13 protein-coding genes are annotated in these 14886 nt (G+C 70.5%); 7 read left to right on the top strand and 6 right to left on the bottom strand.

Annotation, left to right across the window (positions count from 1 at the left end):
* Window positions 1-49: 49 nt before the first annotated feature.
* From QLQ12_RS21000 to QLQ12_RS20980, 5 genes are all read right to left on the bottom strand, one after another.
* Window positions 50-1363, bottom strand: coding sequence for a pectate lyase family protein (locus tag QLQ12_RS21000; RefSeq protein ID WP_282761928.1), 1314 nt, complete (start codon window positions 1361-1363; stop codon window positions 50-52).
* Between the two features lie 190 nt (window positions 1364-1553).
* Window positions 1554-2696, bottom strand: a complete 1143-nt coding sequence (locus tag QLQ12_RS20995) for a Gfo/Idh/MocA family protein (RefSeq protein WP_282761927.1) — start codon at window positions 2694-2696, stop codon at window positions 1554-1556.
* The gene (locus QLQ12_RS20990; protein WP_282761926.1) at window positions 2693-4156 is read right to left on the bottom strand and encodes a mannitol dehydrogenase family protein; all 1464 of its coding nucleotides are present in this window, start codon (window positions 4154-4156) and stop codon (window positions 2693-2695) included. Before QLQ12_RS20990 ends, QLQ12_RS20995 begins: the two co-directional genes overlap by 4 nt.
* A complete protein-coding gene (gene uxaC / locus QLQ12_RS20985) occupies window positions 4153-5589 on the bottom strand; it encodes a glucuronate isomerase (protein WP_282761925.1) in 1437 nt (478 codons plus the stop codon). The genes QLQ12_RS20990 and uxaC overlap by 4 nt, the downstream gene beginning before the upstream one ends.
* Entirely contained in the window at window positions 5586-6917 is a 1332-nt protein-coding gene (locus tag QLQ12_RS20980) for a Gfo/Idh/MocA family protein (protein ID WP_282761924.1), read from the bottom strand. Before QLQ12_RS20980 ends, uxaC begins: the two co-directional genes overlap by 4 nt.
* Before the next feature lie 216 nt (window positions 6918-7133).
* On the opposite strand from QLQ12_RS20980, the gene QLQ12_RS20975 reads away from it, so the two are divergent.
* The 5 genes from QLQ12_RS20975 to QLQ12_RS20955 are packed head-to-tail and all read left to right on the top strand — an operon-like array spanning window position 7134 to window position 11960.
* Entirely contained in the window at window positions 7134-8159 is a 1026-nt protein-coding gene (locus QLQ12_RS20975; protein WP_282761923.1) for a LacI family DNA-binding transcriptional regulator, read from the top strand.
* 9 nt (window positions 8160-8168) lie between these two features.
* Entirely contained in the window at window positions 8169-9467 is a 1299-nt protein-coding gene (locus QLQ12_RS20970) for an ABC transporter substrate-binding protein (protein WP_282761922.1), read from the top strand.
* Between the two features lie 5 nt (window positions 9468-9472).
* Window positions 9473-10450, top strand: coding sequence for a carbohydrate ABC transporter permease (locus QLQ12_RS20965; RefSeq protein ID WP_407651521.1), 978 nt, complete (start codon window positions 9473-9475; stop codon window positions 10448-10450).
* Window positions 10450-11286, top strand: a complete 837-nt coding sequence (locus tag QLQ12_RS20960; RefSeq protein WP_282761921.1) for a carbohydrate ABC transporter permease — start codon at window positions 10450-10452, stop codon at window positions 11284-11286. The genes QLQ12_RS20965 and QLQ12_RS20960 overlap by 1 nt, the downstream gene beginning before the upstream one ends.
* Window positions 11283-11960: a hypothetical protein gene (locus tag QLQ12_RS20955; RefSeq protein ID WP_282761920.1), complete on the top strand. Its 678-nt coding sequence runs from the start codon at window positions 11283-11285 to the stop codon at window positions 11958-11960. Before QLQ12_RS20960 ends, QLQ12_RS20955 begins: the two co-directional genes overlap by 4 nt.
* Window positions 11961-12284: 324 nt before the next feature.
* On the opposite strand, the gene QLQ12_RS20950 is transcribed toward QLQ12_RS20955, so the two are convergent.
* Window positions 12285-12752, bottom strand: a complete 468-nt coding sequence (locus tag QLQ12_RS20950) for an Lrp/AsnC family transcriptional regulator (RefSeq protein ID WP_282761919.1) — start codon at window positions 12750-12752, stop codon at window positions 12285-12287.
* A 129-nt stretch (window positions 12753-12881) separates the two neighbouring features.
* Here QLQ12_RS20950 and ald point away from each other — a divergent pair, with 129 nt between their 5' ends.
* Both ald and QLQ12_RS20940 read left to right on the top strand, forming a co-directional pair.
* Entirely contained in the window at window positions 12882-13997 is a 1116-nt protein-coding gene (gene ald / locus QLQ12_RS20945) for an alanine dehydrogenase (protein ID WP_282761918.1), read from the top strand.
* Between the two features lie 182 nt (window positions 13998-14179).
* Window positions 14180-14863 carry a lytic polysaccharide monooxygenase gene (locus tag QLQ12_RS20940; protein ID WP_282761917.1) on the top strand — a complete coding sequence of 228 codons (684 nt, stop codon included), beginning with the start codon at window positions 14180-14182 and terminating at the stop codon, window positions 14861-14863.
* The last annotated feature ends 23 nt before the right edge of the window (window positions 14864-14886 follow it).

The following is a 14886-nucleotide window of genomic DNA, read 5'->3' as shown; positions in this document are numbered from 1 at the left end:
GTGGCGAAGGCGGTTCCCGGCCTGCTCGACGGCAGGCCGGAAACCATGATCACAACCGGCCCGCGCCGGCCTTCCTGGCGACCAGCGCCGGCACTTCGGCGGTGGGCGTCACCGGCTCGGCACGCAGCGCCGGCGTCCATCCCGCGTCGGTGCCCAGGTCGGGGTCGTGGGTGGCGTTGTACTCGCCGAGCAGGCTGACCGCCCGCACCGGCCCGGTGCCGACCCGGGTCAGCGTGCCGATCTCGGTCATCCCCGTCCCGCCCCAGTGGTAGACGAAGTCGGAGAGGGCGAGATCCGCACTGCGCAGCAGGAAGTTGTTCTCGGCATGGATCGCCGAGTAGACCCCCACTCCCCACGAGTACGAATAGGCGTCCTCATCGGTCAGGTAGTAGTAGTTGTTGTAGACGTCCACCTGCCCGAAACGGACCCGCGGCACCCGCTGCCCCACATTGGCGAACTTGTTGTGGTGCAGGGTGACCCGCAGTTTCCCGACATCGGCGCCCACCGTGTTGCTGGAGCCGATCAGCATCGTCTTGTCGTGTTCCTGGAATACGTTCCACGACGCGGTGACGTAATCGGACGCCCGAATGACGTCGAGCGCCCCGTCGTGCACCTGATAGGGCCGCCCGAGATACCGCGGCTGGTTCGCGTCGACGTTGTCGCCGTCGCTGAATGTGTTGTGGTCCGCCCACACGTGCGTGGCCCCGGTCAGGGTGACCAGGTCGTAGGCGGAATTCCAGTTGCCGAGCGAGCCGTCGGTCGGATCCCAGGACGGGAAACAGTCGGCCGCGTCCTCGAACCGCACGTTCCGCACGATCACGTTGTCCACGTTCTGGACCAGCAGGTTGGCCCCGATCAGGCGCGCGTTCGGCAACCCGTAGATCGTCGTGTTCGCGCCGACCTTCAGTTGCACCCGGGCGGCCTGGTTGCGGGCCGACCGGACCCGGGCCTCTTCGAGAGGACCGGAGGGCCGCGTGCTCCGGCCCCACACCGCGGGGTCGTAAGCGGCGAGATACGCGTCCAGGCTGTACGCCGGATCGGCGTAGTCAGCGCAGGTGAGCGGATTCCCGGCGTCATCCTCATTGGCCCGGATCGTGCCTTTGATCAGGACGATCCGGGGCGTCGGATCAGTGCCGCCGGCCAATGCGGCGGCCAGTTCGGCACGATTGCGCACGACGAACACATGCGCGTCGTCCGCCGTCGTTCCACCGGTCGTCCCGGTGGTGGCGGCCGCCCACCCGTCATTCGCGGGCAGGATCTCCCGCGCCCCGGCCGGCACTGGCGCCGGAGCCGCGGAAGCGGGAACAGTAGCGACACCGGCGGCCAGGACGAGGCCGATGGTCGCGGCGAGAGCGGTTCGCACTCCGCGCCCCTACTCGACGGTTCCCCGGCAAGCGGGGACCCCATGGACATTCATGGAAATCATTCCCTTTCGCTAGATTCACAACCCTTTCCGGCACGGGAGAGCCAGCCCTCGAACGCAGGCCGGCCCTCCCGTGGCTCCCCCGCGACGTCCCGGCGGCGCCGGGCCGTCACGCGACTTTCGGGCTGAGTCAACGGGTCGCCCGGTGGGCAGGCACCCCGTCGATCAGCACCCGGTGACCGGGCCGGGCCCACGGCACCCCGATCTCGGACGGCAGCCGCCCCGTATCGGCCACCTCCCGGACCAGCTCCTCGATGCCCGCGACGACCGAGCCGCCCCCGTCCGGGTGCGGCTCCAGGTATCGCGGGCCGATCTCCCGCGGCGCCGGGGCGGACACGATCGCCTCGGCCACCGCCGTGAACCCGGCGGTCCGCGCGAGCGGCGCCAGCAGCGGCACCGTCCGGTCCCGCCGGTGTTCGAGCAGGTTCTCCAGCAGCCCGGCGCGTCCCGGCACCTGCTGGAACGCGGCCTCTCCGGGCAGGCGCAGACGGTCGGTCGGGTACTCCAGGACGGCCCCGCCGACCGCGATCTCGCCGGCGATGAACACGGCCGAGGCGAGGGTCACCGCCACGGTGATCCGCCGCCCGTCGTCGCCGGTGAGCCGCAGGAACGTCGTGTCGTCGGTCTCGATCTCGCGGGACCGGTGGCGCTCCAGCTCCATCGACACCGGGCGGAATCCCGCCGCCGTTGAGTCCGCCACCACCAGCGCCTGCATCAGCGCGTGCGCGAACGGGTTGACCAGCGCCCCGTCGAAGACGGGCCGCCCGTCGATCTCCCGCCGGCCGGCCCACGGCGTGCGCCGGTAGTAGGAGTCGGGACGCCACCAGGCCCCCGACACTCCGATGTCCCCGGCCGGCGCGGCCACGCACAACTCGGCCAGCGCCGCCGACCCGAGCGCCTGGAACCCGATCTGGCAGAGCCGCCCGCTCTCGGCGATCGCCGCAGCGAGCCGCTCGTGCTCGGCCATCGACATCACCGGCGGCTTCTCCAGCAACAGGTCGGCGCCGGCCGCGAATACGTCGAGCGCGATCGGCAGGTGCGCGTGCGGCGGGGTGCAGACCACCACCACGTCGGGCCGCGCGACCGCGAGCAGTTCGGTGTAGTCGGTGAAGAACGGCGCCCCGGGAAGCGGCGCGTCCGGATGCGGCTCCACCGGCTGCCGGTCGCATAGACCGGCCACCTCGACCTCGCCCGCGGCGGCGAGCCGGGCCAGCACCCGGCGGTGCCAGAGCCCGTGGCCCCCGGCCCCGATCAGCGCGACCCGCGTCGTCATGCGGCCAGCCCGCGGAGGGTCGCCTCGACGCCGTGCCGGTCCAGTTCGCCGTACCAGCGGATCAGCTCGGCGCGCAGCACGTCGTCGCCGGCCAGGTGCGGCGGAAACACCTCACCGAGGGCCAGCAGGGCGCCGACCACGCCGGCCGGGTTGTCCGGAGCCGCGGCGAGCGCGGCCTTGATCCGGGCCGCCAGCGGGTCGTCCAGGTGAAGGGCGGCGCCGTTGTCGGCGGTTCCCCGCGCGAAGCGCATCCACGCGGCCAGCACGAGCGCCGCCCAGCCGGGGGTGGCGCCGGCCCGCCGCCGGTCGGCGATGGTGCCGAGGAGGCGGTGCGGCAGTTTCTGGGTGCCGTCCATCGCGACCTGGAGGTTGCGGTGCCCCAGCTCGCGGTTGGCGAAGCGCTCCAGGGCGGTCTCGCCGTAGCCGATCACCGTGACGCCGGGCGGCGGTTCGAAGGTCGGGGCGATGTCCTCGGCGATGAAGCGGCGCAGCAGCGCCGGCATGCCGGTGATCTCCAGGGAGTCCGCGATCAGCTCGCGGCCCGCCAGAGCCCCGAGATAAGCGCTCGCCGAGTGGACCGCGTTGAGAGCCCGCAGTTTCAGCTTCTCCCACGACGTGACGTCATCGGTGAAGATCGCGCCGGCGGCCGCCCAGTCCGGGCGCCCACCGGGGAAGTCGTCATGCATCACCCACTGCATGAACGGCTCCGCCACGACCGGCGCCGCGTCGTCCGCGCCGAGCGCGAGCGCCGTCCGCCGAAGGTGCTCCGCGCTGGTGGCGGGCACGATCCGGTCGACCATGGTGGCCGGGAACGCCACCCCAGCCGGCAGGTGTGCACCGGCGACGTCCAGGGCCTGCTCGACGAGACCACGGATGCGCGGGCCGTTGCCCTGGAGGTTGTCGCAGCACAGCACGGTGAGCGGGCCGGCGCCGGCGGCCTGGCGCCGGAGCAGGCCGCGGACCAGCAGAGCCGGTACGGTCGTCGGCGGCGCCTGCCCGGTCAGCTGGGCCCGGAGCTCGTCGTCGAGCAGCAGTCCCCCGGCCGGGTCGAGCCGGTACGCCTTCTCGGTCACGGTCATCGACACGATCCGCACGTTGGGGTCGGCGATGGCCGCCACCACGCCGTAGGGGTCCCCCGCCGCGTGCCCGAGACCGGCCAGGATGCCGACCGCCCGCGCCCGGTCCCCACCACCGCCGACGGTCAGGACGCTGTAGAGCCCGTCCTGCTCGCGCAGCTTGTCGAGAATCTCCCGGGAGCGCGGCGCCACCCCGACGATGCCCCAGTCGCCGCCCGAGGCGGCGACCGCGGATTCGGTGAAGACGGCCTGGTGCGCGCGGTGGAACGCGCCGAGTCCGAGGTGCACGATGCCGGGGCGGACCGACCCGGGCTCGACGGCCGGCCGGTTGGCGGCGGGGAGCGAGGCGAGGGCGCCGCGGCCGAGACGATAGGTCACCGTCATGCCTTCTCCTCCCCGGCCGGGGAGTCCAGGCGGAAGACCCGCTTCGGCAGGTGGTAGGCCAGGTCCGCGATCGTCTCGGCGGCCTCGTCGAGCGGCAGCGTGCCCTCGGCGACCAGCTTCGCGAGATATCCGGCGTCGATCCGGCGAGCCACGTCGTGCCGGGCCGGGATCGAGCAGAACGCGCGGGTGTCGTCGACGAACCCGGACGTGTTGTAGAAGCCGGCCGTCTCGGTGACCGCCTCGCGGAACCGGCGCAGACCCTCCGGGCTGTCCAGGAACCACCAGGGCGCGCCCAGGTAGAGCGACGGGTAACCGCCGGCGAGCGGCGCGAGCTCCCGGCTGAACGCGGTCTCGTCGAGGGTGTAGAGGACGATCCGCAGGCGTGGGTCGTTGCCGTAGGCGTCGAGCAGCGGCCGCAGTGCGTGCACGTAGTCGGTGGCCGACGGGATGTCGCCGCCCACGTCGCGGCCGTGCCGCTGGTGGAGGTCGTGGTTGTGGTTGCGGACCGAGCCCGGGTGCAGCTGCATGACCAGGCCGTCGTCGAGCGACATGCGGGCCATCTCGACCAGCATGTGTGCCCGGAACGCCTCCGCGTCGGCCGCGTCCGCGCCGCCGCCGAGGGCCTTACGGAAGAGGACGGCCGCGTCGGCGTCGTCCAGGTTCAGCGTGGCGGCGGTGAGGTGGCCGTGGTCGGTGCTGGTGGCGCCGGCTTCGATGAAGGCCTGCCGGCGGCTGCGCAGCGCCGCCAGGAACCCCTGGTAGGTGCCGGTGTCGAGGCCGGTCAGGGCGCCGAGTTCGGCGACCCGCCCCGCCCAGCCGGGCCACTGGGGGTCGACCAGGTTGTCCGGCCGGAACGTGGTGACGACCCGGCCGCCCGGGCCGCCCCACCCGTCGGCGGCCAGCTTGGCGTGCGCGTGCAGCTCGTCGAGCGGGCTCTCGGTGGTGGCCAGCACCTCGATGTTGAACCGGGTGAACAGGGCGCGGGGCCGGTAGTCCGGTTCGGCGAGCCGGGCCGACAGCTCGTCGTAGATCTCGTCGGCGGTGGCCGCGCTGAGCGTGCGGGTGATGCCGAAGACGTCGGCGAGGACCTTCTCGGTCCAGAGCCGGGACGGGGTGCCGCGGAACAGTTTCCAGTTCTGGGCGAGCAGCCGCCAGATCGCCCGGCCGTCGGTCTCCACAGCCGAGCCGTCCACACTGGGCACGCCGAGCCGCGCCGGCGGGATCCCCTGGCTGGCCAGCATCCGGGTGACGTAGTGGTCGGGGACCACGAACAGCCGGGCCGGGTCTCCGAACGCCACGTCGTCGGCGAGCAGCATCGGGTCGACGTGCCCGTGCGGGCTGATCAACGGCAGGTCCTTGGCGTGCTCGTACAGCTCGCGGGCGATCTGCCGCTGGTTCTGCTCGGCGGGGAAGAGATGGTCTTCGTCGGTCACCTGATGTCCTCGAGATCTAGGAGGTCTTGCACGCGGATGGCCTGTCCCTGTACGAGAGACTCGTTGGCGGCCAGGCCGGTCAGCAGGGCGCGGGCGCCGTCGACGGCGTTCGCGGTTCGCCCGAGCGGGTCGGCGGGCGCGTCCGGGCGGATGAGGTCGGCGAGCATGCGGACGTCGGCGCCACCGTGCCCGTGCCGGGACAGCCCGTCCACGGCGATCTCCCGCGGCGGCGCCCAGAACGGCCGGACCAGCAGCCGTTTCGAGCCCTGCTCGGCGGTCGACTCGGCGCCCGGCTCGCCTTTGACGCCGGCGGCCGCGGCGGGCGCGACATGGTCGCTCTCGACGACCTCCAGTTCGAGGCGGCCGCGGCTGCCGTTGAACATGACCCGATAGCCCTCCCACGGTGCGTACGCCGTGAGGTGGTAGCTCATCGACGCGCCGCCGGCGTAGCGGACCAGCACGGCCATGTCGTCCTCGATGGTCACACCGGGCGCGAAGACGTTGCGGTCGCGGTGGTAGCCGTCGTGCTGCTCGGCTTCGAGGTAGAGCTCGCGCATCGTCGGCTCGTCGGCCATCCGCAGCGCGAACGGGTCCCCGTCGGCCGCGGCCGCGCCGTGCGCCCGGTCGTAGTCGCGGGCGTACCCGTGGCGGCGTCCCTGATCGCCGTAGAAGAACAGCCGGCCGGCGGCGAAGACGAGGGAGGGGCTGTCGTCGAGCCACCAGTTGACCAGGTCGAAGTGGTGGCCGGCCTTGTGCACCAGCAGGCCGCCGGAGTTCTCCTTCTCACGGTGCCACCGGCGGAAGTAGTCGGCGCCGTGCCGGACGTCGAGCAGCCACTCGAAGTGGACCGAGCCGATCTCACCGATCTCGCCGGACGCCAGGACCCGCTTCACCGCCTCGTGCAGCGGGTTGAAGCGGTAGTTGAACGTCACCCGGACGTCACGCCCGGTCCGCCGCTGGGCGTCGAGGATGCGGCGGCAGCCGGCCGCGTCGACGGTCATCGGCTTCTCGGTGATGGCGTCGCAGCCCGCTTCGAGGGCGGCCACGACGTAGTGGTCGTGATAGCGGTCCACGGTCGCGACCAGCACGACGTCGACGCGCTCGCGTTTCAGCATCTGCGTGAAGTCGGCCGCGTCGTAAACCGGGACGGGCGGGACACCGAGGCGTGCGAGACGCTCGTTGTGGACCGCGGGACGGGCCGGGTTGGTGTCCGCCATGGCGACCAGCTCGGCCACGTCGGCGTGGTCGCCCGTGATCGCCCGGAGAAACATGCCGGCCCGTGAGCCGGCGCCCACGAGGGCGTACCGGCGGCGGGGGGACTGGGTCATTCCGTCGCCTCCTGTCGGCAAACGTTTGCAACAGATTAGTGAGACAACCACGACCAAAGTCAATGCATGACAACTATTTGTCCGGGTTTGACCACACCCCGTGATCATCAGGCAACAGGAGCGACATAGAAGGGCGTTGACACCACCGCAACCGTTTGCATTAATGGCTCTCACCGAGAGATCCGGGTCACATCGGATCGCCATCAAGGAGGCACCGTGGCTGTGACGATCCGGGACGTCGCTCGAGCGTCCGGCGTGCACATCTCCACGGTGTCGCGCACCTTCTCCGCACCGCACCTGGTCAACCCCGAGACCCGCTCCCGGGTTCTGGCCACCGCGGAGCAGCTCGGTTACCGCCCGAACCGGGCGGCCCGGGCACTCATCACCGGACGTACCCACAACATCGGCCTGATCGTGGCCGATATCGCGAATCCGTTCTTCCCGCCTCTGATCAAGGCGGCCGAGACCCACGCCCGGCGGCGGGACTACCACGTCTTCGTCGCCGACACCGACGAGGATCCGATCGTCGAGGCCGAGTTGGTGCAGGCACTGGCCAAGCAGGTCGACGGGATCCTCCTGTGCAGTCCCCGGATGAGCGACGACCAGATAGAGCTTCTGCGACGAGAAGTGCCCCTGGTCGTCATCAACCGCCTGATCACCGGCCTGCCCGCGGTGGTCATGGACGTGGGACAAGGCGCCCGGGAAGCCGTGCTCCACCTGCTCGGCCTGGGTCACCGTCACCTGGTCTACCTGGCCGGGCCGCGTGGCTCATGGACCAACCGGGAGATCCGCCGGGCCGCCGGCGCGACCGCCCGTGCGGCCGGCGCGGAACTGACCGTCCTCGGCCCGAACCAGCCGGTCGAGGAGACCGGCGCCGCGGCCGCCGAGGCGGTGCTCGGAACCGGCGCCACCGCGGTGTTCGCCTACAACGATCTGATGGCCATCGGCCTGCTCCAGTCGTTGCAGGACCGCGGTGTCGACGTTCCCGGGCAGGTGAGTGTCGTCGGCATCGACGACATCGCGTACAGCGTGCTGGTCCGGCCACGGCTCACCACCGTGGCCAACCCGACCGCGGCCGCCGGCCGGACCGCCGTCGACATGCTGCTCCAGCATGGCGACGACGGACCGGCCGGTCAGGTCACCCTCCGGACCGACTTGATCATTCGCAACTCCACCGGCCCCGGGCCGTACGCCCCGGCCGTAGCGCTCAACGCTGAGGTTGCCGCACACGTCAAGGAGTGACGAACCCCCATGACCGCATCCCACCCCCTTCCCCGGCGCCGCGTGCTCAGCGGCCTCGTGGCCGCCATGGTCGCCCTTCCGCTGGCTCTCGGCGCCTGTAGCAGCGAGGACAAGCCCGCCGCCGACGGCAAGGTCGAACTGAGCTTCTTCTGGTGGGGCGGCGAGGCCCGCGCCCAGATCACCGAGCAGGCCCTCGCCCTCTACACGTCCAAGCACCCGAACGTCACGTTCAAGAAGACCTGGCAGGCCAACCAGGGTTACTTCGACAAGCTGGCCACCCTGACGGCCGGCAACGACGCGCCGGACATCTTCCAGATCGACGACAACTTCCTGGCCGAGTACGCGACCCGCAACGTCACCGCGGACCTCGCCGAGTACTCGAAGTCCGGAAAGATCGACACTTCCAAGTTCCCCAAGGGCCTCATCGAGTACGGCACGGTCGACGGCAAGCTCGCCGGCCTCGCGTTCGGCGAGAACACCCAGGGCCTGGTCTACAACAAGACCAAGCTGGAGGCCGCCGGCGTCGCGCTGCCCACCACCGGGCAGAGCTGGGAGGACCACATCGCCTGGGCGAAGGACGCCGCCGCGAAGACCAAGGTGGCCGGCACCATGGACCCGAGCGCCGACTACAAGGCGTTCTGGGTGTGGCTGCGCCAGCAGGGCAAGGAGCTCTACAACGGCAAGGAGCTCGGCTTCACCCAGGCCGACGTGCAGGCCTGGTTCGAGCTGTGGAAGGGCGCCCGCGACGCCAAGGCCACCCCGACCCCCGACGTGATCCACGAGGGCAACGCCACCGACGTCACCAAGCAGCTCGTGGTGACCGGCAAGGCGCTCACCTCCTGGGTGTGGGCCAACCAGCTTCCCGAGCTGCAGAAGAACACCAAGGACCAGCTCGGCGTGATCGCGTACCCGGGTGACGCGTCCAAGCAGTGGCCGCGCGCCTCGATGTACTTCTCGGTCTATCGCGGCAGCAAGAACAAGGACGTCGCGGCCGACGTGCTCAACTTCCTGGCCAACGACCCGGAGGCCGGCAAGATCCTCGGCACCGACCGGGGCCTGCCGTCGAACACCGACATCCGCACCCAGGTCGCCGCGTCGACGGACAACGCGTCGATGAAGGAGACCATCAAGGTGACCGGCGAGCTGGCCAAGAACTTCGGCCCGGCGCCGACGGTTCCGCCGAAGGGCCACAGCACCGTGCGCTCCGAGCTGATCAAGGCCGCGGAAGAGGCCCAGTACGGTCGCGCCACGCCCGCCCAGGCCGCCGAGCAGTTCTTCGCAGCCAGCCAGGCCGCGATCAGCCGGTGAGTCCAGTGGCTACCACCACGGCCCGGCACACGCCGACCGTGCCGCCGGCCGGTTCCGCCGCTCACCAGCGGCGGGACCGGCCCGCCCGGCACCGGTCGGAGAGCAAGGCCGGCTACGTCTTCCTCACCCCCTGGCTGCTCGGGCTGGTGACCATCACCGCCGTCCCGATGCTGATGTCGCTCTACCTCAGTTTCACCAACTACGACGTCCTCTCCGACTGGGAGTCGATGGAGTGGGTGGGCCTGGACAACTACCGCACGATGTTCACCGAGGACCCGTCGTTCTGGCACGCGGTCAAGACCACTCTGGTGTTCGCGCTGGTGGCGACCCCGCTCAAGCTCGCCGCCGCGCTCGGTGTCGCGGTGCTGCTGAACAAGGGTTTCAAGGCCGCCGGCCTGTTCCGCGGCCTGTTCTACCTGCCGTCGCTGCTGGGCGGCAGCGTGGCGCTGGCCATCGTGTGGGTCAACATGTTCAACCGCGACGGCGCGTTCAACTCGTTCCTCAGCTGGTTCGGCATCGAGGGCAAGGCCTGGGTCAACGACCCCGACTTCGCGCTCGGCACGCTGATCCTGCTGGCCGTCTGGCAGTTCGGCGCCCCGATGGTGATCTTCCTGGCCGGTCTCAAGCAGGTTCCCAACGAGCTGTACGAGGCCGCCTCGGTGGACGGCGCCAGCCCGGTGCGGAAGTTCATCAGCATCACGCTGCCGATGCTCTCCCCGGTGATCTTCTTCAACCTGGTGCTGGAGACGATCAACGGATTCCAGGGCTTCACCTCGGCGTTCGTGCTCAGCAACGGCACCGGCGGCCCGGTCGACTCGACCCTCATGTACACCCTGCACCTCTACATCAAGGGCTGGAACGAGTACCAGATGGGCTACGCCTCGGCGATGGCCTGGGTGTTCCTGCTCGCGATCGGCCTCGTCACCGCCGTCGTCTTCCGGACCGGCAAGTTCTGGGTGCACTACTCGGACGGAGAAGACTGATGACCCTCCAGCGCCTGGCCCGGCCGCTCACGCTGGTCCTGCTGTCGGCGGTGGTGCTCTACCCGCTGGTGTGGATGCTCGGCAGCTCGTTCAAGAGCCAAGAGGAAGTCCTGAACAACATGTCGGTGCTGCCGAACGTGTGGACGCCCGGCAACTATCTCGACGGCTGGAACAACTTCGACGTCAGCTTCGGCCGGTTCTTCGTGAACAGCGCGCTCGTCGCGGGCCTCACGGTGGTCGCGAACTGCGTCTCCTGCCTGCTTGCGGCGTACGCGTTCGCCCGGCTGAAGTTCAAGCTGCGCGGCTTCTGGTTCGCCATCATGATCGGGACGCTGCTGCTGCCCGGGCACGTGCTGATCGTGCCGCAGTTCGTCATGTTCAAGACGTTCGGCTGGGTGGGCGGCGACTGGCCGTACGCCCCGCTGATCGTGCCGCAGTTGCTGGCCACCGAGGCGTTCTTCGTCTTCCTGATGGTCCAGTTCATGCGGGGCGTGCCGCGTGAGCTCGACGAGGCCGCGACGATCGACGGCTGCACGCCGTACGGCGTCTTCCGGCACGTGATCCTGCCACTCTCGCGCCCGGCGCTGGTCTCGACGGCGATCTTCTCGTTCATCTGGACCTGGAACGACTTCTTCCGCCAGCTGGTCTACCTCTCCGACCTGGAGAAGTACACCGCCCCGGTGGCGCTGACGCTGTTCATCGACTCCAGCGGCCAGTCCTCGGTCGGCCCGATGTTCGCCATGTCGGTGCTGTCGCTGGCCCCGGTCTTCCTGTTCTTCGTGGCCTTCCAGCGGATGCTGGTCGAAGGCATCAACACGTCGGGTCTCAAGGGATGACGCCCGCCCGCGTCACCCACGGTCCGCTCGCCGCCGCCGCGGCGGGCGGGCCGCCCGCCCCCGAGGCCTCCGGGATGAACTGGCCCGCCGAGGAGACACCGGACCAGCGGCCGGACTGGCGGGAGAAGTTCGCCCTCGGCACCGACCTGGCGCTGATCGGCGTGGTGGTGACGGCCGCCTCCCTGCCGGTGCTGACCCTGCCGGCAGCACTGGCGGCCGGCTCCACCGCGGTCCGGCACCGTTACCAGCTCGGCAAGCTGCCCGCGTTCCGGCCGCTGCTGCGCCAGTTCCGCCGGGGACTGCTGCCGGGCATCCCGTTCGTGGTGGTCGCGCTGCTGCTTCTGGTGGATCTGATCGCGGTCAGCCGGGGCTGGGTTCCCGGCGGCACGCCCGTGCTCACCGGCACCGCCGTCGTCGCCTGCTGGCTGGCGGGTCTGGCCACCCTGATGCTGGTGGCCGTCGGCCGTGATCCGGGCGCTCCGGGCAGGTCGGCGCTCCGCTGGGCCTGGGAGCAGGCGACCAGCCGCCCGTGGTCGGCGCTGGCTCCGGCTCTCGCCGGAGTGCTGGCGTTCTTCCTGGCGCTGTCCGTCCCGGCGACGATTCCGCTGGTCATCGGCTTCCACCTGTTCGCCGCGCACGTGATCAGCGATCGCCTGGCCCCCGCAGAGGTGTGATGCCGGTCACGGCAGGCAACGTCGGTGGCCGGTTCGGGCACTACGAGCCGACCGGCCCCGACGATCCGCCCGAGGACCAGTGCACCGATCATCAGCCTTCCGGTTCGACCGGCCCGGACCGCCCCGACCGCCCCGGCGGCCGCCGGCGCCCCCGCGCCGCCCCGCCTCGCCGCACTGCCCTTCCGGCTGGACGGCCCACCGAGCCGTAGCCCACACACCCCACCGACCACCCATAACGCGGCTGCGCTGCGGTCGGCTCGACCGGCCGGCGGTGAGGTGTCGTGTCGGCTCGCCCGGACCCGCTGAAACGGCCGAGGCAGGCGCTCAGGCGCCGCGGCGGTGTTCGAAGATCAGATAGGTTTCGGTGCCGGCGATCAGCCGGGTGCCGCTGAGTCGCTCGGTGATCACCGCACGCAGGTCGTCGACGTCGGCGCAGGCCACGTGCAGCAGGAAGTCGTAGTTGCCGGAGATGAAGTAGACGTCGCGGACCGCCGGGATGCCGGCCAGGGACTCGGCGAAGCGGCCGATCGCCTCACGAGCGTCGGAGCGGATGCGGACGGCGATCATCGCCTGGATCGGGCGGCCGATCCAGGCCGGGTCGACGTCGGCGTGGAAGCCGCGGACGGCGCCGATCTCGCGGAGCCGCCGGATGCGGGTCAGACAGGTCGACGGGGCGATGCCGACACGGTCGGCGAGGGCGTTGTTGGGCATGCGGCCGTCGGCCTGCAGGAGGCTCAGCAACTCCAGGTCGATGTGGTCGAGGCCTCGAACATCCTTCGGTACGTCCGTCACGACGAGCCGCCCGCGCGAAGAATCTTCCCCGGCCCTGTTACCGACAGAATCTTCTTCGCCGGTCTTGCCCGTCTGCTGCACATCGTTCCACCCTATCGCCATCGGGAGTTCGCAGCGGAAGGAAACCCCATGCACATCGGCGTGCCCGCAGAGGTCAAGAACCACGAGTACCGGGTGGCGATCACCCCGGCCGGCGTGGTGGAGGCGGTCCGGCACGGGCATCAGGTGTCGGTGCAGGCCGGCGCCGGTGCGGGCTCCGCGATCAGCGACGACGACTACATCGCCGCGGGCGCGGGCATCCTTCCGGACGCCGACGCGGTGTGGGGCGCCGCCGACATGATCCTCAAGGTGAAGGAGCCGATCGCCGAGGAGTACCACCGGCTGCGCGCCGGCCAGGTGCTCTTCACCTACCTGCACCTGGCGGCCGACCCGGAAGGCACCAAGGCGCTGATCAACAGCGGGACGACCGCCATCGCGTACGAGACGGTGCAGCTCGCCGACGGTTCACTGCCGCTGCTCGCGCCGATGTCGGAGGTGGCCGGACGGCTCGCGCCGCAGGTCGGCGCGTACAGCCTGATGCGCAACAGCGGCGGCCGCGGCGTGCTGCCGGGCGGCGTGCCGGGTGTGGCCCCGGCGAAGGTGACCGTGATCGGCGGCGGCGTCTCCGGGGTGAACGCGGCGACGATCGCGCTCGGCCTCGGCGCCGACGTCACCGTGCTGGACCTCAGCATTCCGCGGTTGCGGCAGATCGACGCCCAGTTCAACGGCCGGGTGAAGACGCTGGTGTCCAGCCTGTACGCGATCGAGCAGTCGGTCATCGAGGCCGACATGGTGATCGGCGCTGTGCTGGTGCCGGGCGCGAAGGCTCCCACCCTGGTCAGCAACGAACTGGTCAAGCGGATGAAGCCGGGCTCGGTGCTCGTCGACATCGCCATCGACCAGGGCGGCTGCTTCGAGGACTCACGGCCGACGACCCACCAGGACCCGGTCTACCAGGTGCACGGGTCGGTCTTCTACTGCGTGGCCAACATGCCCGGCGCGGTTCCGAACACGTCGACGTACGCGCTGACGAACGCGACCCTGCCGTACGTGCTGCGGCTGGCCGACCTCGGCTGGCGGGACGCCCTGCGGGCGGATCCGGCGCTGGCGCTCGGGCTCAACGTGCACGCCGGAGTTCTCACCAACGACCTGGTCGGTTCGGCCCTCGGCCTCCCCACCGAGAAGATCAGCTCAGTTCTGGCCTGATCCGGCCTCTCCCCCGCGCCCTCCGTCACCGCCACGCGGACGGAGGGCGCGGCTCGTTCCCGCACGGGACGGGCCACGGCGTACGAAATCGCAGATGAAGCGGCCGGCCCTTTTCATTTAGGAAACTTTATTTATACTCACGTCACAATCCATCGATCGACGTTCATCTTTGGAGGAGTGGCATGCGCAAGGTGTTCGCACTACTCGCGGTGACCCTGCTGGGCGCCGCCGGATCGCTTCTGGTCGCGTCGCCCGCCGCGGCGCACGGGTACGTCTCCTCGCCGCCGAGCCGGCAGGCGCTCTGCGCGCAGGGCAGGATGGCCTGCGGGCAGATCAAGTACGAGCCGCAGAGCGTCGAGGGGCCGAAGGGTCTGCGGAACTGTCACGGCAACAACAGCGTGTTCGCCGAACTCAACGACGACAGCCGGGGCTGGCCGGCCACCAACGTCGGCACCTCGCTGACGCTGAGCTGGATCAACACGGCCCGGCACGCGACCGCGAGCTGGGAGTACTTCATCGGCGGCAGGCGGATCGCCTCGTTCGCGGGCAACAGCCAGCAGCCACCGGCGACGCTGTCGCACACCATCAACCTGAGTGGGTTCTCCGGGCGTCAGAAGATCCTGGCGATCTGGACCATCTCCGACACGGCCAACGCGTTCTACTCCTGCGTCGACGTCAATGTCGGCGGCGGCGGTGGCAACCCCCCGCCGTCCGGCTCGTGCTCGGCGGCGGCGTGGAACAGCAGCGCGGTCTACGTGGGCGGGAACCTCGCCACGCACAACAACCACACGTGGAAGGCCAAGTGGTGGACGCAGGGCGAGACGCCCGGCGCCGCCGACGTGTGGGCCGATCAGGGCGCCTGCTGAGACGCCTCAGGGAGCCGCGACCC

Origin of the sequence: Actinoplanes sandaracinus (assembly GCF_030009775.1) — a bacterium.
Classification (GTDB): domain Bacteria; phylum Actinomycetota; class Actinomycetes; order Mycobacteriales; family Micromonosporaceae; genus Actinoplanes; species Actinoplanes sandaracinus.
Note: the sequence above shows the minus strand (reverse complement) of the source record. Positions and strands in the feature narration are given on the sequence as shown.

Excerpts from the sequence above, each read along its gene's own strand:
- QLQ12_RS20995 (WP_282761927.1), bottom strand. The coding sequence starts at position 2,696 with ATGACGACGCGGGTCGCGCTGATCGGGGCCGGGGGCCACGGGCTCTGG.
- QLQ12_RS20990 (WP_282761926.1), bottom strand. The coding sequence starts at position 4,156 with ATGACGGTGACCTATCGTCTCGGCCGCGGCGCCCTCGCCTCGCTCCCC.
- QLQ12_RS20980 (WP_282761924.1), bottom strand. The coding sequence starts at position 6,917 with ATGACCCAGTCCCCCCGCCGCCGGTACGCCCTCGTGGGCGCCGGCTCA.
- QLQ12_RS20970 (WP_282761922.1), top strand. The coding sequence starts at position 8,169 with ATGACCGCATCCCACCCCCTTCCCCGGCGCCGCGTGCTCAGCGGCCTC.
- QLQ12_RS20960 (WP_282761921.1), top strand. The coding sequence starts at position 10,450 with ATGACCCTCCAGCGCCTGGCCCGGCCGCTCACGCTGGTCCTGCTGTCG.
- QLQ12_RS20955 (WP_282761920.1), top strand. The coding sequence starts at position 11,283 with ATGACGCCCGCCCGCGTCACCCACGGTCCGCTCGCCGCCGCCGCGGCG.
- ald (WP_282761918.1), top strand. The coding sequence starts at position 12,882 with ATGCACATCGGCGTGCCCGCAGAGGTCAAGAACCACGAGTACCGGGTG.
- QLQ12_RS20940 (WP_282761917.1), top strand. The coding sequence starts at position 14,180 with ATGCGCAAGGTGTTCGCACTACTCGCGGTGACCCTGCTGGGCGCCGCC.